Origin of the sequence: Curtobacterium sp. SL109, from assembly GCF_026672405.1 — a bacterium.
GTDB lineage: Bacteria > Actinomycetota > Actinomycetes > Actinomycetales > Microbacteriaceae > Curtobacterium.
In genome coordinates, this window is the sequence record NZ_JAPPRB010000002.1 from 2,579,090 (window position 1) to 2,603,831 (window position 24,742).

The 24,742-nt window shown below is 71.8% G+C and carries 24 protein-coding genes and 1 tRNA gene; 8 read left to right on the plus strand and 17 right to left on the minus strand.

The features are described 5' to 3' along the window. Positions 1–183 precede the first annotated feature (183 nt). The 3 genes from mshC to OVA28_RS13785 all read right to left on the minus strand — a co-directional run bounded on the left by mshC (position 184) and on the right by OVA28_RS13785 (position 3,638). Positions 184–1,425 (minus strand): cysteine--1-D-myo-inosityl 2-amino-2-deoxy-alpha-D-glucopyranoside ligase, encoded by a 1,242-nt coding sequence (gene mshC, locus OVA28_RS13775; RefSeq protein ID WP_268097371.1) that lies wholly within the window; start codon positions 1,423–1,425, stop codon positions 184–186. Next, entirely contained in the window at positions 1,422–2,249 is an 828-nt protein-coding gene (locus OVA28_RS13780; protein WP_194660497.1) for an undecaprenyl-diphosphate phosphatase, read from the minus strand. Before OVA28_RS13780 ends, mshC begins: the two co-directional genes overlap by 4 nt. 63 nt (positions 2,250–2,312) lie before the next feature. Beyond that, entirely contained in the window at positions 2,313–3,638 is a 1,326-nt protein-coding gene (locus tag OVA28_RS13785) for a M20/M25/M40 family metallo-hydrolase (protein WP_268097372.1), read from the minus strand. Positions 3,639–3,817: 179 nt separating this feature from the next. Between OVA28_RS13785 and OVA28_RS13790 the strand changes: the two genes are divergently transcribed. Further along, a tRNA-Leu gene (locus OVA28_RS13790) sits at positions 3,818–3,903 on the plus strand. Between the two features lie 162 nt (positions 3,904–4,065). On the opposite strand, the gene OVA28_RS13795 is transcribed toward OVA28_RS13790, so the two are convergent. Together OVA28_RS13795 and OVA28_RS13800 are read right to left on the minus strand one after the other, a co-directional pair. Then, positions 4,066–4,650, minus strand: a complete 585-nt coding sequence (locus OVA28_RS13795; RefSeq protein ID WP_268097373.1) for a hypothetical protein — start codon at positions 4,648–4,650, stop codon at positions 4,066–4,068. Between the two features lie 17 nt (positions 4,651–4,667). After that, a complete protein-coding gene (locus tag OVA28_RS13800; protein WP_268097374.1) occupies positions 4,668–5,807 on the minus strand; it encodes a zinc-dependent alcohol dehydrogenase in 1,140 nt (379 codons plus the stop codon). A 299-nt stretch (positions 5,808–6,106) separates the two neighbouring features. Here OVA28_RS13800 and OVA28_RS13805 point away from each other — a divergent pair, with 299 nt between their 5' ends. Beyond that, a complete protein-coding gene (locus tag OVA28_RS13805) occupies positions 6,107–6,529 on the plus strand; it encodes an alpha/beta fold hydrolase (RefSeq protein WP_268097375.1) in 423 nt (140 codons plus the stop codon). A gap of 73 nt (positions 6,530–6,602) precedes the next feature. Here OVA28_RS13805 and OVA28_RS13810 read toward each other — a convergent pair whose 3' ends face one another. From OVA28_RS13810 to OVA28_RS13830, 5 genes are all read right to left on the minus strand, one after another. Beyond that, on the minus strand, positions 6,603–7,931 hold the full coding sequence (locus tag OVA28_RS13810; RefSeq protein WP_071275294.1) for an NAD(P)/FAD-dependent oxidoreductase: 1,329 nt from the start codon (positions 7,929–7,931) through the stop codon (positions 6,603–6,605). A 70-nt stretch (positions 7,932–8,001) separates the two neighbouring features. Beyond that, positions 8,002–8,205, minus strand: a complete 204-nt coding sequence (locus OVA28_RS13815) for a hypothetical protein (protein ID WP_194660492.1) — start codon at positions 8,203–8,205, stop codon at positions 8,002–8,004. 31 nt (positions 8,206–8,236) lie between these two features. Continuing rightward, entirely contained in the window at positions 8,237–10,027 is a 1,791-nt protein-coding gene (locus OVA28_RS13820) for a DEAD/DEAH box helicase (RefSeq protein WP_268098212.1), read from the minus strand. Positions 10,028–10,125: 98 nt separating this feature from the next. Further along, positions 10,126–11,376 carry a DNA polymerase IV gene (dinB, locus tag OVA28_RS13825; protein ID WP_194660491.1) on the minus strand — a complete coding sequence of 417 codons (1,251 nt, stop codon included), beginning with the start codon at positions 11,374–11,376 and terminating at the stop codon, positions 10,126–10,128. Further along, a complete protein-coding gene (locus OVA28_RS13830) occupies positions 11,373–12,626 on the minus strand; it encodes an acyl-CoA dehydrogenase family protein (protein WP_268097376.1) in 1,254 nt (417 codons plus the stop codon). Before OVA28_RS13830 ends, dinB begins: the two co-directional genes overlap by 4 nt. 23 nt (positions 12,627–12,649) lie before the next feature. On the opposite strand from OVA28_RS13830, the gene OVA28_RS13835 reads away from it, so the two are divergent. Continuing rightward, complete coding sequence (locus OVA28_RS13835) at positions 12,650–13,438, plus strand: SGNH/GDSL hydrolase family protein (protein ID WP_194660489.1); 789 nt, start codon at positions 12,650–12,652, stop codon at positions 13,436–13,438. Here OVA28_RS13835 and OVA28_RS13840 read toward each other — a convergent pair. After that, entirely contained in the window at positions 13,435–14,682 is a 1,248-nt protein-coding gene (locus OVA28_RS13840) for a D-alanyl-D-alanine carboxypeptidase family protein (RefSeq protein WP_268097377.1), read from the minus strand. The genes OVA28_RS13835 and OVA28_RS13840 overlap by 4 nt on opposite strands. A gap of 90 nt (positions 14,683–14,772) precedes the next feature. After that, the gene (locus tag OVA28_RS13845; protein WP_268097378.1) at positions 14,773–15,591 is read right to left on the minus strand and encodes a TrmH family RNA methyltransferase; all 819 of its coding nucleotides are present in this window, start codon (positions 15,589–15,591) and stop codon (positions 14,773–14,775) included. A 96-nt stretch (positions 15,592–15,687) separates the two neighbouring features. On the opposite strand from OVA28_RS13845, the gene OVA28_RS13850 reads away from it, so the two are divergent. Beyond that, on the plus strand, positions 15,688–16,521 hold the full coding sequence (locus OVA28_RS13850) for a Sir2 family NAD-dependent protein deacetylase (RefSeq protein WP_194660486.1): 834 nt from the start codon (positions 15,688–15,690) through the stop codon (positions 16,519–16,521). Between the two features lie 81 nt (positions 16,522–16,602). Further along, positions 16,603–17,241 (plus strand): histidine phosphatase family protein, encoded by a 639-nt coding sequence (locus OVA28_RS13855; RefSeq protein ID WP_268097379.1) that lies wholly within the window; start codon positions 16,603–16,605, stop codon positions 17,239–17,241. A gap of 25 nt (positions 17,242–17,266) precedes the next feature. Here the strand turns inward: OVA28_RS13855 and OVA28_RS13860 are convergent, their stop codons facing one another. Next, the gene (locus tag OVA28_RS13860) at positions 17,267–17,476 is read right to left on the minus strand and encodes a hypothetical protein (RefSeq protein WP_194660484.1); all 210 of its coding nucleotides are present in this window, start codon (positions 17,474–17,476) and stop codon (positions 17,267–17,269) included. A gap of 170 nt (positions 17,477–17,646) precedes the next feature. Between OVA28_RS13860 and OVA28_RS13865 the strand changes: the two genes are divergently transcribed. Then, entirely contained in the window at positions 17,647–18,423 is a 777-nt protein-coding gene (locus OVA28_RS13865; RefSeq protein ID WP_268097380.1) for a hypothetical protein, read from the plus strand. A gap of 80 nt (positions 18,424–18,503) precedes the next feature. Here the strand turns inward: OVA28_RS13865 and OVA28_RS13870 are convergent, their stop codons facing one another. Continuing rightward, a complete protein-coding gene (locus OVA28_RS13870; protein WP_268098213.1) occupies positions 18,504–19,574 on the minus strand; it encodes a glycosyltransferase family 4 protein in 1,071 nt (356 codons plus the stop codon). 5 nt (positions 19,575–19,579) lie between these two features. Continuing rightward, positions 19,580–20,569: an alpha/beta fold hydrolase gene (locus OVA28_RS13875; protein WP_268097381.1), complete on the minus strand. Its 990-nt coding sequence runs from the start codon at positions 20,567–20,569 to the stop codon at positions 19,580–19,582. 118 nt (positions 20,570–20,687) lie between these two features. Here OVA28_RS13875 and treS point away from each other — a divergent pair, with 118 nt between their 5' ends. Further along, positions 20,688–22,442, plus strand: coding sequence for a maltose alpha-D-glucosyltransferase (gene treS / locus OVA28_RS13880; RefSeq protein WP_194660481.1), 1,755 nt, complete (start codon positions 20,688–20,690; stop codon positions 22,440–22,442). An 88-nt stretch (positions 22,443–22,530) separates the two neighbouring features. Next, positions 22,531–23,277 carry an exonuclease domain-containing protein gene (locus tag OVA28_RS13885; protein WP_268097382.1) on the plus strand — a complete coding sequence of 249 codons (747 nt, stop codon included), beginning with the start codon at positions 22,531–22,533 and terminating at the stop codon, positions 23,275–23,277. Between the two features lie 187 nt (positions 23,278–23,464). On the opposite strand, the gene OVA28_RS13890 is transcribed toward OVA28_RS13885, so the two are convergent. Together OVA28_RS13890 and OVA28_RS13895 are read right to left on the minus strand one after the other, a co-directional pair. Further along, positions 23,465–23,713 (minus strand): type B 50S ribosomal protein L31, encoded by a 249-nt coding sequence (locus OVA28_RS13890; RefSeq protein ID WP_071275272.1) that lies wholly within the window; start codon positions 23,711–23,713, stop codon positions 23,465–23,467. A gap of 130 nt (positions 23,714–23,843) precedes the next feature. Further along, on the minus strand, positions 23,844–24,626 hold the full coding sequence (locus OVA28_RS13895; protein WP_194660479.1) for an ABC transporter ATP-binding protein: 783 nt from the start codon (positions 24,624–24,626) through the stop codon (positions 23,844–23,846). Positions 24,627–24,742 lie beyond the last annotated feature (116 nt).

The window sequence follows — 24,742 nt, forward strand, 5'->3', positions numbered from 1 at the left end:
TGCAGGTCGATTCGCGCGTAGCGCGTCGTTCCTTCGGAACCGCAACGCGCGTTCCGACATGTCATCGCAGGTGACAGGGGTCGGATCGCAAACCCATGACGGACGGGAGGCTCGGTGCCAGCTGGCACCGAGCCTCCCGTCCGTCCTGTGGCCGGCCCGTCTCCCAGGAGACGGAGCAGCGCGTCAACCGATGCGGATGCCGAGGAGCGCGTCGACGACGTCGACGAGCGCCGGGGTCGAGCGCGTGCCGCCGGCGACGGCGGTGTCGACGGCGGCCACGGCGCCCGGCGTGTCGAGGTCGTCCGCCACGCGGGCACGGAGTCGTGCCACGACGTCGTCGGCGTCGTCGGCGTGTCCCGCACCGCCGGAGGCCCAGGCGTCCCAGGTCGCGAGGCGACGGGTCGCGCTCGCGAGCTCGCCGTCGAACCACTCCCAGTCGTCCGAGTACCGGTGCGAGAGCAGCGCCAGCCGGATGGCCCGCGGGTCGGCGCCGTCGTCGAGCAGTCCGCGCACGGTGACGAGGTTGCCGAGCGACTTCGAGATCTTCTCGCCCTGGTAGGCGATCATCCCGGTGTGCACGTAGGCGTTCGCGAGCGGCTGGTGCGCCAGGGCCGCAGCGTGTCCCGCACTCATCTCGTGGTGCGGGAAGACGAGGTCGCTGCCGCCGCCCTGCACGGTGATGGGCAGGCCGAGACGGTCGCCGGCGATGACGCTGCACTCGATGTGCCAGCCGGGACGCCCCGGGCCGACCTCGGTCTCCCAGCTCGGCTCCCCCGCTCGGGCGGCGCGCCAGAGCAGCGGGTCGAGTGGGTCGCGCTTGCCCGGGCGGTCGGGGTCGCCGCCACGCTCGGCCGACAGCGTCAGCATCGTCTCGCGGTCCAGGCGGCTCTCGTCGCCGAGGGCCCAGGACTCGGTCGGGCGGTTCACGTCGAAGTAGAGGTCGTCGCCCTCGGAGTCGGGGGTCGGGACGCTGTAGGCGTAGCCGGTCTCCTGCAGGAACGCGATCGCCTCGGCGATGCGCTCGACCTCGTCCGTGACGGCGACGTAGTCGTCGGGCGGCAGGATGCGCAGCGCTTCCATGTCCCGTCGGAACAGGTCGATCTGCGACGCGGCGAGGTCCTGCCAGTCGACGCCGTCCCGCGCGGCGCGTTCGAGCAGCGGGTCGTCGACGTCGGTCGTGTTCTGCGCGTACTCCACGTCGAAGCCGGCGTCACGCCAGGCCCGCCCGAGCGTGTCGAACGCCAGGTAGGTGGCCGCGTGGCCGAGGTGGGTGGCGTCGTACGGGGTGATGCCGCACACGTAGAGCGCTGCGCGGTCGTCCCCGCGCGTCGGGTCGACGGGCCTGCCCACGGCCGTGTCGTGCACGACGGGGCGAGGGCCGTTGCCGGGGACCTCGGGGACGGACGGGGCCTGCCAGGCCCTCACGGGTTGATCACTCCGAGCGACAGCAGCACGATCAGCACGATACCCAGTGCGATCCGGTAGTACACGAAGGGCATGAAGCTCCGCGTGCTGATGTAGCGCATGAACGCGGCGATCACGACGTACCCCACCCCGAAGGCGACGACGGTCGCGATCAGCGTGTCGGCCAGGCCGAACGGCGCGCCGGTGTCGCCGAGGCTGGTCGCGGCCTCGTACAGCCCGGACAGGAACACGGCGGGCACGGCGAGGAGGAACGCGAACCGGGCGGCGGCTTCGCGGGTGTACCCGAGCGCCAGGCCCATCGACACCGTCGCGCCCGAGCGGGAGACACCGGGGACGAGGGCGAGCACCTGGGCCAGGCCGACCAGGATGCCGCCGCCGAAGGTCATCTGCTCGATGCGGCGCTCCTTGCGGCCGACGCGGTCGAGCACACCGAGCACGACACCGAAGACGATGAGCACGACCGCCACGATCCAGAGCGACCGGAACGTGGTCTCGATCGTGTCCTGCAGCAGCAGCCCGACGACGCCGATCGGGATCGTGCCGAGGATGACCAGCCAGCCGAGCCGGACGTCGGGGTCGGTGCGCGGCACCCTGCCGGAGAGCGAGCCGAACCAGCGGGCGACGATCCGCGTGATGTCCCGCCAGAAGTAGATGAGCACGGCGGTCTCGGTGCCGAGCTGGGTCACGGCGGTGAACGCGGCGCCCGGGTCCTTGGCGTCGGGCAGGAACAGCCCGACGATGCGCAGGTGCGCGCTGGAGGAGACGGGCAGGAACTCGGTCAGTCCCTGCACGAAGCCGAGGAAGATGGCCTCGAGGATGTGCACTGGCGCGGCCTTTCAGGGTGGGTCGTCGTCGGGCGCCGCCGGTTCAGGCGACCGTCCAGTGTCTCAGTACGAGCCGAGCAGGTCGCCGAGCACGCGCCGACCGAACGCCAGCGACTCGAGCGGCACACGCTCGTCGACCCCGTGGAACATCGCCGGGAAGTCGATGCCGGCCGGCAGCTGCAGCGGCACGAAGCCGTAGCCGGCGATGCCGAGGGTCGACAGGGCCTTGTTGTCCGTGCCGCCGGAGAGCAGGTACGGCAGCACGGGGGCACCCGGGTCGTGACGACCGAGGACGTCCCGCACGGCGTCGACGAGCGGCCCGCCGAAGTCCTGCTCCATGCCGATGTCCCGGTGCGACATGACCACCTCGACGTCGTCCCCCGCCAGTTCGTGCACGCGGGCGAGCACGGTGTCCTCGTCCCCGGGCAGGCAGCGGACGTCGATGAGCGCCTCGGCCGCGTCGGGGATCACGTTGTGCTTGTAGCCGGCCCGCAGCACCGTCGGGTTGGTCGTGGTGTGCAGCGCCGCGTGGATGAAGCGCGAGGCGGACCCCGTCGCGAGGGCGATCTCGTCCGGGCCGGTCACCGTCGGGTCGACCCCGAGGAAGCGGGCGATCTCGGTGACCATGGACTCGGTCGTCGCGGAGAGCCGGACGGGCCACTCCTCGCTCCCGATCCTGGCGACGGCCGCCGCGACCTTCGTGACGGCGTTGTCCCGGATGACGTGGGACCCGTGAGCCGCCGTGCCGCGGGCGACGAGCTTGATCCACATGAGGGCCTTCTCGCCGGTCTGCAACAGGTAGGCACGCCGGTCGTCGAGGGTGACGGAGTAGCCGCCGACCTCGCTGATGGCGGCCGTCGCCCCGGCGAAGACCTCCGGATGGTTCGACACCACGTGGTGGGCGCCGAGCACGCCGCCGGCTTCCTCGTCCGCGAAGTACGCGACCACGAGGTCACGTTCGGGGGCACCGTGCTCGGCGATGACGTCACCGAGGGCGGTCAGCATCATCGCGTCCATGTTCTTCATGTCCACGGCACCGCGACCCCAGAGCATGCCGTCCTGCACCACGCCGCCGAAGGGGTCGACGCTCCAGTTGGCCGGGTCGGCGGGGACGACGTCGAGGTGCCCGTGCACGACGAGCGCGGGCTTGTCCGGGTTGCGCCCCGGGAAGCGCGCGACGACGCTGACGCGGTCGGGTTCGGACTCGAACAGCTGCGGCGTCGCGCCGAGGTCCCGGAGCGCTGCCTCGACGTAGTGGGCGGCTTCGGTCTCGCCGGCCGAGCGACCTTCCCCCCAGTTGGTCGTGTCGATCCGGATGAGGTCGCGGGCGATCCGAGCGGTGGCTTCGAGCTCCTGGTCGGTCGTGGTGCCGTGCGCGTCCGTCGTCATGCCACCACGCTACCGGCCGGGTCCGACGGCACCGGCAGCGCTGCCCCGCGTCGACGCGCCGTCAACGCGCCCGGGATGTCCAGCCGTGTTCAACGGACGTTCAGACCCGTGCTAATGTCTTCTCCGGCAGCAACGCCGGGGAAACCCGCCGGGGCCGTCGCACGACAGCAAGACATCCTGTCCGGATGGCGGAATTGGTAGACGCGCTAGCTTGAGGTGCTAGTGCCCGTATTAGGGCGTGGGGGTTCAAGTCCCCCTTCGGACACGCAGTGTTGAGACACGCGGCGAACGGCCCACCTTTGGGTGGGCCGTTCGTTTTGGTGCGCCCGGATGTCTGAGGGTGCCGCGCGTTCCCGACTCGGAACGACATCATCGCTGTCGTACGACCTCGACGACGTCGTTCCGAGTCGGCCCCCGGAACCAGCCCCTACCGCCGCCGCAGCACCCGCCGCACGACGAGCAGCAGCACGCCACCGGCGACGACCGCGGGCCAGTTCACGACGAACGGGTCCATCCACGTGTGGTGCGTGTCGGGCCGCGTGCTCCCGAGCCGCGACGCGACGGGACGTTTCCCCCGCTCGGCACCGATGCCGGTCTCCCCGATCAGGTCGTCCGGCCGCCCGCGCAGCGCATCGGTCACCCGGTGCGTCGCGACGTCGATCCGGTCGCCCACGACGAGCAGCATCCAGTGCGCCAGACGTCCCTCGCTGAAACGGCGGTAGGCGTACCGCCGTACGGCCCCGGCGAGCCCCCGGAGCGGCTGGGCGGTCCCGAACACGGGCGTCAGGTGCGCGTGCTCGATCGAGCGTTCGCGTCCCGTCCCGCCCGGCTGCTGCTCCGGCTTGTCCCAGTGGGCACCGGTGGCGGAACCGGCCTCCCTCGAGAGCTTCGGCACGCTCGGCCGGTCGGCGGGGTCGAGGTCGCTCCCCCACCCGGGGATCCGCGCCCGGAGCTCGTCCGCACTCGGCGCGTTGCGCTTGCCGTCGGCGATGTACGCGATGTGGTCCGTCATCTCCTCGTCCTCCCTGCTCACGGCACGATCACCGTCTTGATGCACCCGTCGAGCTTCGCGGAGAACAGGTGGTAGCCCTCGGCGATGTGCTCGAGCGGGATGCGGTGCGTGATGATGTCGCTCGGCTTCAGGTGTCCGGCCTGGATGTGCTCGAGCAGCCGCGGCCACTGCCGCTTCACGGGTGCCTGGTTCATGTGGATCGTGACGCCCTTGTTCATGGCGTCACCGAACTTCACCAGGTTCGGGATCGGCCCGTACGCGCCCATGGCCGAGACGGTGCCGCCCTTGCGGACGCCGTCGATCGCCCAGTTCAACGCGACCGGTGAGCCGCCCTGCATCTTGAACTTGGCAGCGCTGACGTGCTGCAGGAAGTTGCCGTCGGCCTCGGCACCCACGGCGTCGATGACGCTGTCGGCCCCGAGGTGGTCGGTCTGCTTCTTCATCTCCACGACCACGTCGTCGACCTCGGCGTAGTTGATCGTCTCGGCGTGTGCGAACGTCCGCGCCTTCTCGAGGCGGTACTCGAACGCGTCGATGACGATCACGCGGCCGGCACCCATGAACCAGGCCGACTTCGCCGCGAACAACCCGACGGGGCCGGCGCCGAGGACCACGACGGTGTCGCCCTCGCGGATCGAGGCGAGCTGCGCCCCGAAGTAGCCGGTGCCGAGCGCGTCGGTCATCAGCAGTGCGTCGTCGGGGTCGAGCCAGTCGGGGATGACCTGCGGCCCGACGTCGGCGTACGGCACGCGGACGCGTTCGGCCTGCCCGCCGTCGAAGCCACCGGTCGTGTGCGAGTACCCGAAGATCCCGCCCACCGCGGTGGCGTTCGCGTTGACGTTGTGGCAGTTCGTGAACAGGCCCCTGGCGCAGAACCAGCAGGTCCCGCAGGAGATGTGGAACGGCACCATCACCCGGTCGCCGACGTTGAGCGTCTCGACCGACGACCCGATCTGCTCGACGACGCCGATGAACTCGTGGCCGAACGTGTGGCCGACCCGGGTGTCGGGCATCATGCCGTGGTACAGGTGCAGGTCGGATCCGCAGATCGCGGCCCGCTCGACCCGGACGATCGCGTCGTTCGGGTGCTCGATGCGCGGGTCGGGCTTCTCCTCGACCCGGACGCGGTACGGACCGCGGTACGTCATGGCGCGCATGGACGCTCCTCTCGCTCGTCCGCCCAGGGTGGCGAGCGACGCGTGGGAGCCGTTCCAGGTCTGCGCATGGTGACCAATGACGGACGGGAGGCTCCCCACCGGTCACGGCCGTCCCGCCGCTGGCGCGTCGGTCCGGTACCGGCCGGCGTGGGCCCAGGTGCCAGCTGGCACCGAGCCTCCCGTCCGGCAACGGTCACCTACGGCGACCGCCCCCGGGCTCGCCGCGCTTTCGCCGTCAGCGACCGCGGGCTACACGAACGAGGAGCAGCACGCCCGACGAGGGTGAGAGCCCGTCGGACATGGACGCTCGCTTCCCCGCCACCTCGCTACGCGACCACCTCGTCTCGCTGCCCACCACGGACCCTGCCGACGACCAGGACGTCGACCTGTCCGTCGCTCCCGAGGCGTTCCTGCCGGTCTTCGCCGCCGGCATGGACGAGGAGACCGCAGCGGTCCTGGCCGTCTCGCAGCGCCCGTTCGCGGTGGCCGCCTACACGGAGGCGGCGTCTGCTGCGGCCTGGAAGGGGAAGCCCAGCTGGGGCATCGTCGCGACGGCTGACCAGACGGTGCAGCCCGAGGTGGAACGCTCCGGGTACGAGCGCGCCGGGTTCCGGGAGGTCATCGAGGTCGACGGCCCGCACCTGCTGATGCACACCCACCCGGCCGACGTCGTGCGCGTCATCGTCCGGGCGCTCAGCGAGACGGCCGACCACACGGTCTGATCGGCGACCAGACGACGGACGGGAGGCTCGGTGCCAGCTGGCACCGAGCCTCCCGTCCGTTGTGTGGAACTGATCAGCTCTTGCTGGCGTCCACGAAGGAGCGACGCGGGTCGGTCTCCTTGATGAGCGAGGTCGCATCGCGACCGGAGACGGCGCCAGTGACCCAGCCGATGACGATGCGCGCCTTGCGGTTCAGCGTCGGCATCGCGTACACGTGGTACGAGCGGTGCGCGAGCCAGGCGAACAGGTTCGTCATCTTGATGCCCTTGATGTTGGCGGCACCCTTGGCGACACCGTACGAGGCGACCGTGCCCACGGAGACGTGGCGGTACTCCTCGAGCGGCTTGCCCGTGATCGTGGCGACCACGTTGTCCGCGGCGACCACGGCCTGGCGGACGGCGTTCTGCGCGTTCGGCGGGTAGTACGCCGGCTGCTTGTCGGCGGTCAGGTCGGGGACCTGCGCGACGTCGCCGAGGCCCCAGACGCCGGGGACGACCTCGTGGGTGTCCTCGGCCTCGACCTGGAGCTTCGCGTTCGCGGCGAGGTGGCCCTTCGGTCCGCGCGGCAGGTCGGAGGCGTCGAGGAGCGGGTTCGGCTTGACGCCGGCGGTCCAGACGAGCAGGCCGGTGGCGAACTCGTCGCCGTCGGAGAGCTTGACGACGCCGCCCTCGCAGCTCGGCATGGTGGTCTTCAGGCGGACGTCGATGCCGCGGGCGCGGAGGGACTCGAGGGTCCACTTCGACAGCTCCGGGCCGACCTCGGGCGCGACGCGGTCGAGGGCGTCGATGAGCACCCAGCGGGGCTGCTCGCCGGCGAGCGACGGGTACGTCTTGATCGCGGCCTGCGAGACGTCGAACAGCTCGCCGATGGCCTCGACGCCGGTGTAGCCACCGCCGACGAAGATGCTGGTGAGCAGACGGCGACGCTCGTCGTCGTCACGGGTGGCAGCGGCCTTCGCGATGTTGTCGAGGAGCTTCGCGCGGACGTAGGCGGCCTCTTCCACGGTCTTGAAGCCGACGCCGACCTCGTCGAGGCCCGGGGTCGGGAAGGTGCGCGTGACAGAGCCGAGCGCGACGACGAGCTGGTCGTAGCCGAGCGTGCGGTCGTCGCCGCCGGCCGTGGCGATCGAGACGGTCTTGTCAGCGGAGGAGATCCCGGTGACCTTGCCCTGGATGACGCGGGTCTTGCGGAGCGCCCGACGGAGCTCCACGGTGACGTCCTTCGGGGCGATGTGACCGCCGGCGACCTCGGGCAGGAACGGCAGGTACGTGTAGTACGTGTTCTGGTCCACGAGGGTGATGCGCATCGGCACGGTCGCGGCGTGCTTCTGCAGCTGCTTGACGGTGGAGTAGCCGGCGGAGCCGCCACCGAGGACGAGGACGTGAGGGATCGAATCTGCCATGAGACCGGTCTACTCGATCCGGGCTCACAGCGTCATCATCGCCGCGCGGATCGGGCAGATCGGATGTCGATCAACGACGGTTGTCGCGCAACCGCCACCAGGCGGTCTCCGCGAGCTCCAGGCCCGTGTAGACGCCGTGTGCCGTCCGGCGTGACTCGACCAGGCTGAAGCGGCGGAGCCGGTAGCCGCCGCCGAAGCGGTCGATCACCGCCTCTGGAGACGACGACTCGTCGCGCTTGACGAGCCAGGTGCGGTCGTCGACCTCGACGATCACGGCGCCGGAGCGGTCGTCGCTCGCGACCGGGTCATCGTCGGCCGCCGATGCGGGACCGGAGGACGTCGATCCGCTTCTGGATCTGCTCGATGCTCGCCTGTGCGACGGCCGGACCACCGCTGATGCGGCGGAGCTCGGCGTGGATCGACCCGTGCGGCTCGTTCGAGTGCCGCGACCAGATCGACACGAGGCGCTGCAGCTCGGAGCGCTGCTCCTTGATCGTCATGTACATCGGGCGGTCCGGCTCGGGCGCCTTGGGCTGACCGTCCTTGACCGCGCGGCCCTTCGACCGCTTCGCCTGGGTGGCCTGGCGCGCGCGGAGCAGGTCACGCACCTGGTCGGGTTCGAGGAGCCCGGGGATGCCGATGAAGTCGAGTTCCTCGAGGGACCCGATCTCGCCGCCGGTGCCGAACTCGCCGCCGTCGTAGAGGACCCGGTCGAAGGACGCCTGCGAGTCGAGGGCCTCGAACGGCTGCATGTCGAGCAGGCTCTCGGAGGCGCGGTCCTCCTTGTTGGCCTCGGCGACCATCGCGTCCTCGGGGTTGTACAGCCCGTCCTCGGCGTCCTTCGGGCGGTCGAGGGCGTGGTCGCGCTCGAGCTCGAGGGTCGCGGCGAGGGCCATCAGCCCCGGCACGCTCGGCAGGAACACCGACGCGGTCTCGCCACGACGACGGGCGCGCACGAAGCGGCCGATGACCTGGGCGAAGAACAGCGGCGTGCTGGCGCTCGTGGCGTACACGCCGACGCAGAGCCGGGGTACGTCGACGCCTTCCGACACCATCCGGACGGCGACCATCCAGCGCGAGGTGTCCGCTGCGAACGCGCCGATGCGGCTCGACCCGGCAGCCTCGTCGGAGAGCACGACCGTCGGCCGCTCCCCCGTGATCTGCTGCAGGATCCTGGCGTAGGCCCGAGCGGTCGTGGTGTCCGTGGCGATGACGAGCCCGCCGGCGTCGGGGACCCCGCGCCGGACCTCGGTCAAGCGCGTGTCGGCGGCCTGGAGCACGGCCGGCATCCACTCGCCCTCGGGCGAGAGCGCCGTCCGCCAGGCCTGGGCGGTGATGTCCTTCGTGACCTGCTCGCCGAGGGACGCCGACATCTCGTCGCCCATCCGGGTCTTCCAGCGCATCTGTCCGGCGTAGGCCATGAACAGGACCGGGCGGACGACGCCGTCGGCGAGGGCGCGGCCGTACCCGTAGTTGTAGTCGGAGATCGACGTGCGGATGCCCTGCTCGTCGGGGGCGTACTGCACGAACGGGATCGGCGCGGTGTCGGAGCGGAAGGGCGTGCCGGACAGCGACAACCGGCGGGTGGCGCCGCTGAACGCCTCCCTGATGCCGTCGCCCCACGTCAGGGCGTCGCCGCCGTGGTGGACCTCGTCGAGGACCACGAGCGTGCGGCCGCCCTCGGTGATGCGCTTGTGGACCTCGGGGTTCATGCCGACCTGGGCGTACGTGATCGCGACGCCCTGGTAGTGCCGGCCGAACATGCCGTCACCGTTCTTGAACATCGGGTCGATGCGGATGTTCACGCGGTCGGCGGCGTCGGCCCACTGCCGCTTCAGGTGCTCGGTCGGGGCGACGACCACGATGCGGTCGACGGTGCCGCGGGCCAGGAGCTCGGTGGCGAGACGGAGCGCGAACGTGGTCTTGCCGGCGCCGGGGGTGGCCGCGGCGAGGAAGTCGCGCGGCTCGGACTCGAAGTACTTGGTGAGGGCTTCGACCTGCCAGGCACGGAGCTTCGACGCCGTGCCCCACGCCGCACGGTCCGGGAAGGCCGGGGACAGGTGCTCGGCGGCCGCGTTGCCCGCGATCTCCGCCAGTTCGGCCGGCCCGAGGTCGAGTTCGGGGCCCTGACCGCCGGGTGCGGCGGGCTGCTGGTCGTCGTACTCCGCTGCGCTCACTTCAGGCGATTCTACCGTCACCCGAGGTCCTGCCGAGCATGGGGCGGTCGCTGCTGGGGCGCGCCCCGGACGAGCGATGCCGGTCGCAGCACGCCGGCGCCGAAGCGTGCGGTGACGGCGTCGACGGTCGTCTCGGTCTCCCGCCACGGCGCGTCGTCGTCCCACAGGGCGTTGCTCGCGGCCGTCGGCACGAGGTTCTCCCCGCGCACGCCGATCAACCGGATGCGGTTGCCCGGCTTGTGCAGCACGTCGTAGAGCTCGACGGCCTCGCGGTGGATGCGGCGGGCGACGTCGGTCGGCTCGGCAAGGGTGCGGGACCGGGTCAGCGTGGTGAAGTCGGTGTACCGGACCTTGAGAGCAAGGGTCCTGGCCTGCACGTCGGCACGGCGCATCCGCACGGCGACCTTCTCCGACAGCCGCAGGAGTTCCCGTGCGACGGCGTCGCGGTCGGTCAGGTCGGTGCCGAAGGTGACCTCGTGCCCGATGGACTTCTCGCCGACGGCGGTGTCGACCCGGCGGGGGTCGCGGCCCCAGGCGAGGTCGTGCAGTCGCTGCCCGCCGGCGGGACCGAGCAACGCCACGAGCGAGGCGAGCGGTGTCGTCGCGAGGTCGCCGACCGTGCGGAGCCCGCGGTTCTCGAGGGTCTCCTGCGTCTTGCCGCCGACGCCCCAGAGCGCGGACACGGGCTGGGGGTGCAGGAACGCGACCGTGTCGGCGGCGGGCACGACGAGGAGCCCGTCGGGCTTGGACCGGCTGGAGGCGAGCTTCGCCACGAACTTCGTCGACGCGGCGCCGACGGAGCAGTGCAGCCCCGTCTCGGCGAACACCGCGCGGCGGATGGCCTGGCCGATCTCCCACGGCGTGCCGTACAGCCGCAGCGCACCGGCGACGTCGAGGAAGGCCTCGTCGATGCCGAGCCGCTCGACCTGCGGGGTGAACTGCTCGAACACCCGCATCACGGCGCGGGACTTGGCCTGGTACTTCTCGAAGTGCGGCTCGACGATCACCGCGCCCGGGCAGCGGCGCTTGGCGACGGCCATCGGCATCGCGGAGTTGATGCCGTACTTGCGGGCTTCGTAGGTGGCGGCGGTGACGACCGAGCGGTCCGAGTCGTGCCCGACGATCACGGGCAGGCCGACGAGGTCGGGACGGTCGAGCAGCTCGACGGAGGCGAAGAAGGCGTCCATGTCGACGTGCAGCACCGTCGCGGTGACGTCTGCGACCGGCTGGTCGGAGACGAGCCGGTTGCGTCCGTCCTGCTTGCTCACGAGGAGATGGTGCCACCGGCCGCCGACATCGGCGCCGCGACCGGTCCCGATGCCACGGCCGGCCCGGCCACCGGCTCCGCAGCCGCGACCGGTCCGAGCATCGCGGCCGCGATCGTCCTGGCCGCCGAGTCCCTGGTCGACGGGTGGTACTGCCCGGCCCGGACGTCCCTGGCCAGGCGGGCGAGCTCGCCCGTCGCCCGGAACGCGCCACCACCGACGACCCGCATGGCCTCGTCCACCACGTGCTGCGCGGTGTCGACCGTCCGCGCCTTCGTCCCGACGAGCAACGGGAACCACCGTGCCCCGTGGTCCTCGAGCTCGTCGACGTCGCGGGCGAGCGCGTCGACCTGCAGCGCGACCGCGTCGACCGCGCCCTGCATGTCCGCCACCGCGCGCCGGACGTCCGGGTCGTCGGCGCGTGCCCGGCCGTCCAGCCCGCGCCGGTCACGCACGTGCGCCACGGTGAGCTCCACGGCCCGCTCGGCGATGCCGACGTACACGGACGCGACGAGGAGCTCGAAGGCCGCGAACACCCCGAAGACCAGCGGGTCGGCCGTCGGACCGACGGGCAGCGACCGCACGATCCGGTCCGCCGGCACGTGCACGCCCTCGAGCAGGGTCGTCCGGCTCTGCGTCGCCCGCATGCCGAGCGTGTCCCAGTCGTCGAGGTGTCGGATGCCGCCGTCGGCCCGCAGCGCGAAGCCGTGCACCAGCCGCGGCTCGTCCCCGCTGACGTCCTTGCCGAACACGCTGAGCACGTCCCACGCGGGTGCGAGGGACGTCGAGACCTTCGTCCCGGTGAAGCGGTAGCCGCCGTCGCCGTCCGGCTCCGCGACGGTCAGCGAGTCGAACAGCACGCGGTCGTTGCCGGGCTCGCTCACCCCGAAGGCGAGCAGGCGGTCCGCCGCGGCGTGGGTCGTGACGGACTGGAGGAACGACTCGCCCCGCGCGGACACGCTGCGGGCCGCCTGCACCCAGACCTGGTGCATCCCGAGCCCGAGCGCCGTCGCCGGTGCCGCCCGGGCGAGCCGGCGCTGGACGGCCGCGGTCGCACGCAGCCCGAGGCCGCTGCCGCCGTCCGTGATCGGCACACCGATGCGCAGGTAGCCGGCCGCCCGGAGCTCGTCGAGGTCCTCGGCGGCGAAGGCGTTCTCGGCGTCGTACCGTGGCGCCCGCTCCGCGATCCGGACGAGCAGGTCCTCGGGAAGGGTCCAGGAGCGGCGCTTGCCGGTCGAGTTGGCCTCGGTCATGGCACGAGACTATGGTCCGAGGCGTGTCAGATCGTCATCCCTGGTCCAGGTACGTCGCGATCGGTGACTCGTTCACCGAAGGACTCGGTGACCCGGACCCCGGGGCGCCGGGCGGGAACCGCGGCTGGGCCGACCGTGTGGCCGAGGTCCTCGCGAGCCGCACGGACGACTTCGCCTACGCCAACCTCGCGGTCCGCGGGCGACTGCTCCAGCAGGTCATCGACGAACAGGTCGAGTCGGCGCTCGCCCTCGGCCCCGACCTGGTCACCGTCTCCGCCGGTGGCAACGACATCATCCGACCGGGCTCGGACCCGGACGAGGTCGCCGCGCGCTTCGACCGGCTCGTCGCCGACCTGCGGCGCGACGGCGCGACCGTCGTCGTGTTCACCGGGCCGGACGTCGGCATGACCCCGGTGCTCGGGCTGGTGCGCGGCAAGGCCGCCATCTACAACGAGCACATCCACGCGATCGCCCTGAAGCACGGCGCCCTCGTGGCGGACATGTGGGCGCTCCGTGTGCTGCGGGACCCGCGCATGTGGGCCCCCGACCGGCTGCACCACTCCCCCGTCGGCCACGCCACGATCGCGGCCGCGGTGCTGGACACGCTCGGCGTCGACCACGAGCTCGAACCGTTCACGCCCGAGCCGCTCGCGGCCCGGCCCTGGCGTGAGGCCCGCGCGGAGGACCTCGGTTGGGCGCGCGAGTACCTGGTGCCGTGGGTCGTCCGGCGGATCCGGCACACGTCCTCCGGCGACGGGATCACGCCGAAGCGGCCGGAGCTGCAGCCCCTCGGCGGTCGCGACCGGGCCTAGGCGGCGTCGGCGGAGGTTCCCTGGAACGGGTTCGTCCACCGCCACCAGACGCCGGGGTCCGGGATGTCCTGTTCGAGGACGAGCGGCACCGTCACGGGGTCGTGGTCCGAGACGTCGAACCGCACCCGACCGACCCGCTCCCCCTTCGTGCCGAGGGTCACCGCGTCGAGCTCCGTCGTCGCCCGCACGGTCGCCCTGCCCCACACCAGGACCTGGGCCGCCGACCGGGTGACGGCGTCGGTGCCGTCCTTCCACGGGGTCGAGTAGGTGCCGAAGGACTGCCCCCCGTGCGTCAGCGTCACCACGTGGAAGCCGTCCGCGACCGAGTGCAGCAGACGCTGGACGTCCCCGTCGAGCGTGTCGTGGTCGACCCCGCCGAGCATCGCCCCGACGACCGTCACGGTGCGCCCACCCCGCTCGTACTGCGCCGCGAACAGCAGGCAGGCGCCGGCTTCGTCGAGCGTGCCGGTCTTGATGCCCTCCACCCCGTCGATCCCGAGGAGCTTGTTCGAGTTCTCGATGTCGCCGACGCCCGGGACGGACACGGTCTTCGTGCCCACCACTTCCTTCACCACGGGGTTCGCGAGCGCGAGCTGCCCGAGGTCCACCAGGTCGGTCGCCGTGGACCGGTTGTCGGCGTCGAGGCCCGTCGGCTCCTCGATCGTGGTGTGGTCGAGATCGTGTGCCTCCAGCCACGACGCCGCGGCCTCCTCGTAGGCGTCGAGCGAGCCGAACGCCCAGATCGCCAGCGCACCGGCGTAGTTGTTCGCGGACTTCATCAACATGACCTGCAGCGTCTGGTGCTCCGACAGCCGGAGTCCCGCCGGCATCGGAGCGACCTCGCCGTTGACCGCGAGGTACTTGGCGTAGAGGCCCTGCATCTCCGGCGTGAAGGCGATGGAGGGGCCGTCCTGTCCCGGCCGCAGCGGCTTGGCGTCGAGGACCACGAGCGCGGTCACGACCTTCGAGATGCTCGCGATCGACCGCCGCTGCTCGTCCCCGCTCGTCCGCAGGCTCTCCGGGAAGTCGGTGGCCTCGACCGCCGTGGCGCCGTACCCCGGGAAGTCCAGCGCCGGCACCGTCGAGGTCGGGGCCGCGTACCTGGTGGTCGTCGCGCTCGCCGGGGAGAAGGGCACCAGGGCCGCGGCCACGAGGTAGGCGACGGCCAGCAGCAGCACGGCGACGACGGCGATCGTCACCGGCCGGCGGACGGCGGAGCGGGGGCGGCGGACGACACGGGACACGACAGCCGAGCGTACCGGCGGCGCCGACCGGCCATCTGGGGAACCGCCGGGGGCGTGGAGAACGCGGGACGGGCCTCCAGGCCGGGTCCGTCAGTGCCGCGCGCGCTGCGCCGCGGCGACCGCCCAGAGCCCGACGGCGCTCGCCGCCGCGACGTTCAGCGAGTCCACGCCGTGGTGCATCGGGATCCGCACGGTCGTGTCGGCGGCCGCGATGGCCGCCGGCGTCAGGCCCTGTCCCTCGGTGCCCATCACGAGGGCGACGCGCTCCGGGACGTCCGCGGCGAAGGCGTCCAGGTCGACGGAGCGGTCCGTCAGCGCCATCGCGGCGAGGTGGAAGCCCTGGTCCCGCAGTTCCTCGCCGGCGGCGGGCCAGTCGCCGATGCGGGTCCACGGCACCTGCAGGACGGTGCCCATGCTGACCCGGACACTGCGTCGGTACAGCGGGTCGGCGCACCGCGGGCTGACGAGCACGGCATCCGCGCCGAGGCCGGCGACACTCCGGAAGACCGCGCCGACGTTGGTGTGGTCGACGATGTCCTCGAGCACGACGACCAGGCGGGCGTCCCGGACGACGTCGGCCACGGTCGGTAGCTCGGGGCGCTGCATCGACGCGATCGCGCCGCGGTGCATCCGGAACCCGGTGAGCTCCTCGAGCAACGGGTCCGGCCCGACGAAGACGGGCCCGTCGTGCTCGGCGACGAGGGGCAGCACGTCGTCGAGCCACTTCTCCTGCACCAGGACGCTCCGCGGGACGTGTCCGGCACGGATCGCACGCTCGATGACCGTGCTCGACTCGGCGATGTACAGGCCGCCCTCGGGTTCGCTGACCCGGCGGAGCGCGACGTCCGTCAGGCGGGCGAAGTCGTCGAGGCGCGGGTCGTCGAGGGTGTCGATGCGGACGGGGTGCACGGGTCTCGTTCCGGTCGGGCGGCGGTGGCTGGCGACCGTGCCGTCGCGGACGGGAAGTGGCGGGGCCGGTCGGCTGTTGAGGGTACCGTGAACCTGATGGCGACGAGCGACGCGACGAGCACCGACCTCGACCAGGCCGCTGAGCTGCTGGCGGGGAAGCGGATCGCCGTGCTGTCCGGGGCCGGGCTCAGCACCGACTCCGGCATCCCCGACTACCGCGGTGCCGGCCGGGTGGTGCGGAAGCCGATGACGTTCCAGGAGTTCCTGGCCGACCCGGGCAAGCGCCAGCGGTACTGGGCCGGGTCGCACCTCGGCTGGCGCACCTTCGCGGCCGCACGGCCGAACGACGGCCACCGTGCCCTCGCCGCGCTCGAGGACCGCGGCGTCGTGACCGGGGTCATCACGCAGAACGTCGACGGGCTGCACCTCCGCGCCGGGTCACGCCGGGTCGTGGAGATCCACGGGTCGATGGACCGCGCCCTCTGCCTGACGTGCGGGCAGGTGTTCGCCCGCGCCGACCTCGCCGCGACCATCGACCGCGCGAACCCCTGGATCGACGAACCCGGGTCCGTGCAGCTCCAGCCGGACGGCGACGTGGAGATCACCGACGTCGAGCGCTTCGTGGTGCCGGGCTGCTCGGTCTGCGGCGGCGTGCTGAAGCCCGACGTCGTCTTCTTCGGCGAGTTCGTCCCCACCGAGAAGTTCACCGAGTCGGTGTCGATCGTGGCCGACGCGGACGCGCTGCTCGTCGTCGGGTCCTCGCTCACCGTGAACTCCGGCGTGCGGCTCGTCGACCACGCGGCCCGGCGGAAGCACCCCGTCGTGATCGTCAACCGCGGCGCCACCCGGAGCGACCGCCGCGCCGCCGTCAAGATCGAGGGCGGCACCACCGAGACGCTGGTGGCCCTGGCGGAGCGACTGGCGCGCTGACGCACTGACGCACTGACGCACTGCGCACTGCGCACTGGAGCTGATCCGGGGCGCGCCGGGCTGCTCTGTCATGATCGTGGTGTGACGACCCACCTGTACCTCGTCCGGCACGGCGAGACCGACTGGAACGCCGAACGCCGCATCCAGGGCTCGACCGACATCCCGCTCAACGACACCGGACGTGCGCAGGCACGGGCCGCCGCGGAGCTGCTCGCCCGGCGCTCGTTCGACGCGGTCGTCGCCTCGCCGCTCTCGCGGGCCTTCGAGACCGGGTCGCTCATCGCCGAGCGGCTCGGACTCCCGACCCCGACGGCCTACCCGGGGCTGGCGGAGCGGGCCTACGGCGACGCCGACGGGCTGACGGACGACGAGGTCCTCGCGCAGTACCCGCACGACGCCATCCCCGGGCGGGAGTCCCGTTCCGCGCTGCTCGCCCGCGTCACGGAGACCCTCGGGGAGATCGCGGTGCGGTTCGACGGCGGGGTCATCGTCGTCGCGACCCACGGTGCCGTCATCCGCAGCGTGGTGAACGCCGCCGCTCCGGGCACCGCCGACCGCCGGCACACCCCGATCCGGAACGGCTCGATCCACTCGTTCCGCTGGGACCCGGAGCGGTTCCACGCAGAGCTCGTCCGCTTCGACGACCCGGTCGAGGAGCTGCCGGCAGCGCCGGAGTCCGCGGCCTTCGACGACCAGAACCCGCTCGAGCAGCGGAACTGAGCCGCGGGCCGCTGCCGAGGCCGGCTCAGAAGGCGCTGAACCCGCCGACGCCGCTGTCCGGTCGCGCGGCCTTCGCCTGCGCCGTCTGCACCCCGTGGGCGCCGTCGTCCTGCGTGCGCGGAGCCAGCGGGTCCTCGAGGCCGCGCAGCGAGCGGTCCCGCCGGACACCGATGACCGCGAAGACCGCCCCGAAGGCGACGAGTGCCACGAACACGGCCAGCAACACGATCCACATGCCCGCCACGCTAGCCCCGCCGACCGCACACCGACAGGCGGCCCGCGGTGGTCGTTGCGCGATCGTTGTCCGCCGCTGGCGTGTCCGGTCGGGCAGCCGGACTACGATCCTGAAGCACTCGACGACACGACGCCATCGATGGCCGTGCCGCGTGCGACACCGGGGGTGACATGACGATCGAGGGTCCGGGTGGCACCGGCTGGCAGCGCGAGCAGCCGACCGCTCCCACCGTGCACGAGGAGGACGACGACCTCGACCGTGCCTTCGGGACGGAGACCGGCGCCGTCGCCACGCGGAGCGGCCCACAGCGGGTGCGCTCGTGGGGCCTGCTCCTCGTCGGTGTCGTCCTCGCCGCCGGGGTCATCGTCGTCGTCCTCGGCCTGATCCTGTCGAGCGTGCAGAACGGCGTCGGCGGGTTCGTGCCGCGACCGGAGCGGAGTGCCGCGCAGTTCACCACCGCCGTCCGCGACGTGTCCGGCATCGCGTCGGCGAAGACCGCCGACCCGACGAAGACGTCGCTCATCAGCTACGACGTGGTCAGCGCCGTGCAGGCCGACCGCGACCTGTCCCGGGCCCGCCGTGCCGAGCTGGTGCGACAGGTCAGCACCGCCGCAGCCTCCTCCGGCAGCACCGGCGTGCACGTGTACGCCCTCACCGACTTCGGCGACATGGTCGTCGGCGTGTCCGGGTCGTCCGAGGTCAGCGCCCAGCGGCTCGCCGTGGCCGAGGACGTCAAGGCGATCGGTGGCGTCCTCCGGGTGCACGCGGTCTGGGAGACGGACGGCGACGACGGCAGCCGGTCGGACGACGCCAAGGCGCAGCGGGTGATCGTCGAGACCGCCGGCACCGGCGTCGGGCTGGCTGCGGTGGCCGACGCGGGGCAGAAGATCGTGCTCAAGGAGTTCCCGGGCGCCACCGTCACGACGGCGGTGCCGGGCAGCGTCTGACGGACCTGACCCGGGCAGCGTCCGACGGACCTGTCCCGGGCAGCGTCCGGCGGACCTGTCCCGGACAGCATCGACGGACCTCAGCCCCGCCGGTCCGCCACGGCCCGTTCCACGGCCCGCACGACCTGCTCGGCCGAGTCCGCCCACCGGAACCGCGCCGCACGGTCGAGCGACGCGGCGGACGCCTCGTCCCACCGCCCTTCGAGCCGCCGCACGGCAGCGGCCACCGCGGACGGCGAGTCCGGGTCGAAGTACTCCGCGACGTCGCCGCCGATCTCCCGGAAGATCGGGATGTCGCTCACCGCGACCGGGGTGCCGACGCCCATCGCCTCGACGAGCGGGATGCCGAAGCCCTCGTCGTGGGACGCCGTGACGAGGGCCGTCGCGGACCGCAGCGCGTCGAGGTACTCCTCGTCCGACGCCCCGTCGTGGAACACGATCGCCCCGGCGGGCGCCAGGCCCTCGAGGCGCGCACGGTCGGCAGCCGACACCCGGGACATGCAGTGCAGCGTCCAGTCGGCTCCGAGCAGCGGCAGCGCCGCCGCGAGGGTCTCCACGTTCTTGTACGGCATGAACGACCCCATGTAGACGAGGGACTTCGTCCGGGCTCCCCCGACTGGCCGAGGCGTCGCGGGGTCGGCCGCGTTGTACGCGACGGTGACCGGTCGCTTGGTCAGCCGGTGGTCCGCGATCAGCCCCGCGGTCGTCTCGGAGACCGTCACGACGCCGTCGGCGCCGTTCAGCAGCATCCGCTGCGGCCACCACGCCAGGTGGAAGGCCCGCCAGCCCAGGCGCAGCGGCCAGGCGAACTCGCGCGGGGGCGTGCGGTTCCGGTAGTAGATCAGGTCGTGCAGCGTCAGCACGAGGGCGTAGGAGCGGCCGCGCGACCCCATCGTCTGCATCGGCGAGAACACGGCGTCGAGCCCGAGTCGGTTGACGCGCCGGGCGACGAGCGGTTCCCCCGGCTCGGTCGGCGCCGGCACGAGTTCCCACGGCAGGTCCGGTGGCAGCGAGGCGAGCTGCCGTTCGTCGTTGACGAGCAGCACGGCGTCGTGGCGGTCCGGCAGGTGCGCGGCGATCCCGGCGGTGAACCGGCTGATGCCGTCGTGGCGTCCGATGCGGACGTACCGGCAGTCGATGCCGATCCGCAGGCGGGTCACGACGCGCTCCCCCTGTCCGACGCGCTGCCCCGGTCCGACGCGCTTCGATCCGGCCTGGAGGCTCGACCCGGCTTGGCCGCCCCGCCCGGCTTCCGCACGGGGTCGGCCATGCGACGCAGCGTCGCCTCCGCGGCGGCGGCGGGCGTCTCGTAGTGCACCAGGTGCCCGACCCGCGGGATGACGACCAGCTCGGCGTCCCGCAGCCGCTCGGCCAGGGCCCGCTGCTCCGGGACTGCGGTGATGTCGTCGCGCTCGGCCGCGATGAGCAGCACGGGGACGGTGATGCGGTCCGCGTACTCCGACACGTCGTGGGTGACGGACGTGCGGAAGGCCTCGAGCACGCTGGTGCGGTCGGCGAAGGCGGAGAAGTACCGGTCGTGCTGGTCGTGCACCCACCGTCGCAGGTCGGGGTCGTGCGACTTCAGCATCGCGACGCTCATCGCGCGGACGATCGCCCGGTTGCGCAGGATCCCGAGGCCGAGCGGCCGCGGCAGGGCGGCACCGGCGCGGTAGTACGCGATCGCGATGCCGGTGCCCACGGCACGCGGACCCTGCAGGGCCGGCGCGGCGATCGGGTTCACGAGGACCAGGAGCCGGGTGTCGAGTCCGGCTGCCACCGCGGCGGACACCACGATCGAGCCGAACGAGTGCCCGAGCACGACGGCGCTCCGGTCGAGACCCAGGGCGCTGTGGAACGCGCGGAGCCACCCGACGTAGGAGTCGAGGTCGGACACCGTCAGCGGGTCCGACACGCCGAAACCGGGCAGGTCCGGCACGATCACCCGCACGCCCACCAGGTGCGCGGCGAGGGACTCGAGTCCGTGGTGGTCGCCGCGGAACCCGTGGACCGCCAGGACGGTCTGCGTGGCGTCCGTCGGACCGTACTCCCAGTAGTGCGTGGTGCGGCCGTCGACCTCGACGGCGCGGTGCACGACCGGGGTCGAGGCCATCAGCGACTGGTACGGGGAGAGGACGGGCGATCGCATCCGCGTCAGTCTAGGACTGCGGTTCGCCCTGACCCTGGAACATGTTCGGCCGGACGCGCCTATCGTGTCCGGGGCGGGCCTGGTGACAACCGGTCCGTATCTGACGACGAGGAGCACGGTGACCTTCACAGCCCCGATCCAGCTGCCCGGACTGACGCTCGATCCGCTCTGGTACAAGCGCTCCGTGTTCTACGAGTGCATGATCCGGTCCTTCGTGGACTCGAACGGCGACGGCACCGGCGACCTCCAGGGGCTCATCAGCCGCCTCGACTACCTGCAGTGGCTCGGCGTCGACGCGCTGTGGCTCCCGCCGTTCTTCCGCTCGCCCCTGCGCGACGGCGGCTACGACATCTCCGACTACAAGTCGATCCTGCCGGAGTTCGGCACGCTCGAGGAGTTCCGCGAGCTCGTCACGAAGTCGCACGAGCGCAACATGCGCATCGTCATCGACATGGTGATCAACCACACGTCGGACCAGCACGAGTGGTTCCAGCAGTCCCGCGAGGACCCGGACGGCCCCTACGGCGACTTCTACGTCTGGCGCGACACCGACGAGCACTACGAGAACATCCGCGTCATCTTCGTCGACACCGAGGAGTCGAACTGGACGTTCGACCCGGTCCGTCGCCAGTTCTTCTTCCACCGGTTCTTCTCCCACCAGCCCGACCTGAACTTCGAGAACCCGGCCGTGGTCGAGGCCATCTACGACGTCGTCCGGCACTGGCTCGACCTCGGCGTCGACGGCCTGCGCCTCGACGCGATCCCGTACCTCTTCGAGTCGGAAGAGGGCAACGGCGAGGGCGAGCCGGAGACCCACGAGTTCATCAAGAAGATGCGCAAGATGGTCGACGAGGAGTACCCCGGCCGCGTGCTCATCGCCGAGGCGAACCAGTGGCCCCGGGAGACCGCCGCGTTCTTCGGCACCGACGAGGAGCCCGAGTGCCACATGGCGTTCGACTTCCCGGTGATGCCGCGCATCTTCTACTCGCTCCGTGCCCAGCACGCCAAGGAGCTCTCCGCGATCCTGTCGGAGACCCTCGACGTGCCCGAGAGCGCCGCATGGGGGGTGTTCCTCCGCAACCACGACGAGCTCACCCTCGAGATGGTGAGCGAGGAGTACCGCCAGGCGATGTACGGCTGGTACGGCTACGACCCCCGCATGCGCTCCAACATCGGCATCCGCCGTCGTCTCGCGCCCCTGCTCGACAACTCCCGCGCCGAGCTCGAGCTCATCCACGCACTGCTGTTCTCGCTGCCCGGCTCGCCGTTCCTGTACTACGGCGACGAGATCGGGATGGGCGACAACATCTGGCTGCCGGACCGCGACTCCTCGCGCACGCCGATGCAGTGGACGCCGGACCGCAACGCGGGCTTCTCGAGCGCCGACCCGGGCAAGCTCTTCCTGCCCGTCGTCCAGTCGCTGGTCTACAACTACGCGCAGGTGAACGTCGAGGCCCAGCTGGCGCAGTCCCGGTCCCTGCTGCACTGGGTGCGCAACGTCATCCACGTGCGGAAGGCCCACCCGGTCTTCGGCATGGGCTCCCTGGCCGTCCAGCAGACCGACAACGAGAGCGTCCTGGCGTTCGTCCGCTCGTGGGAGGGTGCCGGCACGCAGTTCGGCCCGTCCGCCGAGGACGTCCTCTGCGTGTTCTCCTTCGCGGTCAACGCGACGACGGCGACGATCTCGGCACCCGAGTACGCCGGACGCCCGCTCTACGACCTGTTCGGCGGGGCCTCGTTCCCGTCGTTCGACGACGAGGGCAACGTCACGCTGACCCTCGGCACGCAGTCGTTCTACTGGCTGCACGTCGGTGCCGCACCGACGCAGCAGGCGCCGGTCGCTCCGGCAGCGCCGGCGGCACCCGCCGCGTAGTCACCACCACACGCCCGCCGGGAGGCCCCACTCGCCCCCGGCGGGCGCGTCGCGTCGAGGTGTCGGTCGCTCCGGTTAGCCTCGTGGTGTGACGTACTCCGCAACCGAGCTGGACGCCCCGGCCACCGCTCAGGACCTCTCAGCACGGCCCTGGTGGCACGCGCTCGGCGTCTTCGACCTCGAGACCACCGGCATCGACGTCGAGACCGCCCGGATCGTCACCGCCCACGTGGGCCTGATCGACATGACCGGGCGCAGCATCGTCGAGGGCGCCTGGCTCGCCGACCCCGGTGTGCCCATCCCCGAGCAGGCCTCGGCGGTGCACGGCATCAGCACCGAGCGCGCCCAGGCCGAGGGCCGTCCTGCTGGGGAGGTCGTCGCGGAGATCGTCCTCGCGATCGAAGCCGTCTTCGCCCGGGGCATCCCCCTGGTGATCTACAACGCCCCGTACGACCTCACGCTGCTCGACAGAGAAGCCAAGCGGCACGGCATCGCCTCCCCGGTCATCGGCAACGTCGTCGACCCGCTCGTGATGGACAAGGCGCTCGACACCTACCGCAAGGGCAAGCGCACGCTCGAAGCCGCCGCGGAGACCTACGGCGTCACGCTCTCCGACGCCCACGACGCCGGCGCGGACGCCATCGCTGCCGGACGTGTCGCCCAGGCCATCGCCCTGAAGTACCCGGACGACCTCACCGTCTCGGCCGAGGAACTCCACCGCAAGCAGGTCGCCTGGTGCGCCGACCAGGCCGTCTCCTTCCAGGAGTACATGCGGAAGAAGCGCGACCCCTCCTTCATCGCCGACGGCCGCTGGCCCCACCGCACCGCCGACTGACGCCCCGCCCCCTCGCACGACACCGGTGTTCAGGCTCCGCGCCGCGAACATCCGCGGCGCGACTGCTGGACACCGGTGTTCCGCGGAGAGCGACTGCTGGACGCCGGTGTTCCGCGGAGACGGGACCGGCAACGCGAACGGGCGGCCCTCCCGAAGGAGGACCGCCCGTGTGACGCGTGGGGGCTGCTTACTTGCTGAAGCCCTTGAAGCGCTGGTTGAACTTCTCGACGCGACCGGCCGAGTCGAGGATGCGCTGCTTGCCCGTGTAGAACGGGTGCGAGGCGGACGAGATCTCGACGTCGATCACCGGGTAGGTGGCACCGTCGAGCTCGATGGTCTTGTCGCTGTTCGCGGTCGAACGCGTCAGGAACGTCTCACCGGAGGCCAGGTCGCGGAAGACGATGGCGCGGTACTCGGGGTGGGTCTCGGTCTTCATGAGGTGATTCCTTGGGTGGATAGCGGTGTTGAGAGCGGGGCGGTCGCCCCGGAAGTCTGCGGCTCACGCCAGCCGTCCACGTTACCAGACAGCGGGCACGAACGGGAGCAGGACACGTCGTCCGACCGGCTCAGGCGGCGCGTGCCGTGAAGCGTCCGGCGTCCTTCGTGACGGTCAGCGCGATGCCGAAGGCCTCGCTCAGGGTGGCGTCGGTCAGGACGTCGTCGATGGGTCCGGCGGCCTGGATGTGCCCGGAGGCCAGGATCAGCGCGTGCGTGAAGCCCGCCGGGATCTCCTCGACGTGGTGCGTCACGATGACGATCGCGGGCGAGTCGGAGCTCTGCGCGTACCCGCCGAGGGTGCGCACCAGGCTCTCGCGGGCGCCGAGGTCGAGCGACGCGGCCGGCTCGTCGAGGAACAGGATCTCGGGGTCGGTCATCACGGCCCGGGCGATCTGCACGCGCTTCTGCTCGCCGTCGCTGAGCTCGCCGAAGGTCCGGTCGGTGAAGGACCCGAGGCCCCACTCGTCGAGCACCCGCTGGGCGCGACGGACGTCGAGCTCCTCGTACTCCTCGTTCCAGCGACCCGTGACCGAGTACGCGGCGGTGAGGACCACGTCGATGACCTTCTCGGTCACCGGGATGCGACGGGCGAGCGCGGTGGACGCGAAGCCGATGCGGGGCCGCAGTTCGAACAGGTCGGCGCCGCCGAGTTCGGTCCCGAGGACCTCGACCTCTCCGGAGGTCGGGAAGCTCTGGGCCCCCGCGACCTGGAGCAGCGTGGTCTTGCCGGCACCGTTCGCGCCGAGCACGACCCACCGCTCGTCGTCCTGCACCTCCCACGAGACCGCGTCGAGGATGGTGGCCCCGTTCCGGACCACGGACACGTCTGACAAGCGCACAACCGAGGGCATGCCCCAACCCTACGCGAGCGGACCGTCACCCGATGTCCGCAGGGCGCGCGCGTCGCAGCCGTGGGACCAACGGACGGGAGGCCCGGGTGACGTTCGTCACGGACGTCACCCGGGCC

What these genes read in the sequence shown, in the direction of transcription:
- OVA28_RS13785 (WP_268097372.1), bottom strand. Translation starts at nt 3,638, where the DNA reads ATGACGACGGACGCGCACGGCACCACGACCGACCAGGAGCTCGAAGCC.
- OVA28_RS13795 (WP_268097373.1), bottom strand. Translation starts at nt 4,650, where the DNA reads ATGACGGACCACATCGCGTACATCGCCGACGGCAAGCGCAACGCGCCG.
- OVA28_RS13800 (WP_268097374.1), bottom strand. Translation starts at nt 5,807, where the DNA reads ATGCGCGCCATGACGTACCGCGGTCCGTACCGCGTCCGGGTCGAGGAG.
- OVA28_RS13805 (WP_268097375.1), top strand. Translation starts at nt 6,107, where the DNA reads ATGGACGCTCGCTTCCCCGCCACCTCGCTACGCGACCACCTCGTCTCG.
- OVA28_RS13810 (WP_071275294.1), bottom strand. Translation starts at nt 7,931, where the DNA reads ATGGCAGATTCGATCCCTCACGTCCTCGTCCTCGGTGGCGGCTCCGCC.
- OVA28_RS13830 (WP_268097376.1), bottom strand. Translation starts at nt 12,626, where the DNA reads ATGACCGAGGCCAACTCGACCGGCAAGCGCCGCTCCTGGACCCTTCCC.
- OVA28_RS13850 (WP_194660486.1), top strand. Translation starts at nt 15,688, where the DNA reads ATGGCGACGAGCGACGCGACGAGCACCGACCTCGACCAGGCCGCTGAG.
- OVA28_RS13860 (WP_194660484.1), bottom strand. Translation starts at nt 17,476, where the DNA reads ATGTGGATCGTGTTGCTGGCCGTGTTCGTGGCACTCGTCGCCTTCGGG.
- OVA28_RS13865 (WP_268097380.1), top strand. Translation starts at nt 17,647, where the DNA reads ATGACGATCGAGGGTCCGGGTGGCACCGGCTGGCAGCGCGAGCAGCCG.
- OVA28_RS13875 (WP_268097381.1), bottom strand. Translation starts at nt 20,569, where the DNA reads ATGCGATCGCCCGTCCTCTCCCCGTACCAGTCGCTGATGGCCTCGACC.
- OVA28_RS13890 (WP_071275272.1), bottom strand. Translation starts at nt 23,713, where the DNA reads ATGAAGACCGAGACCCACCCCGAGTACCGCGCCATCGTCTTCCGCGAC.
- OVA28_RS13895 (WP_194660479.1), bottom strand. Translation starts at nt 24,626, where the DNA reads ATGCCCTCGGTTGTGCGCTTGTCAGACGTGTCCGTGGTCCGGAACGGG.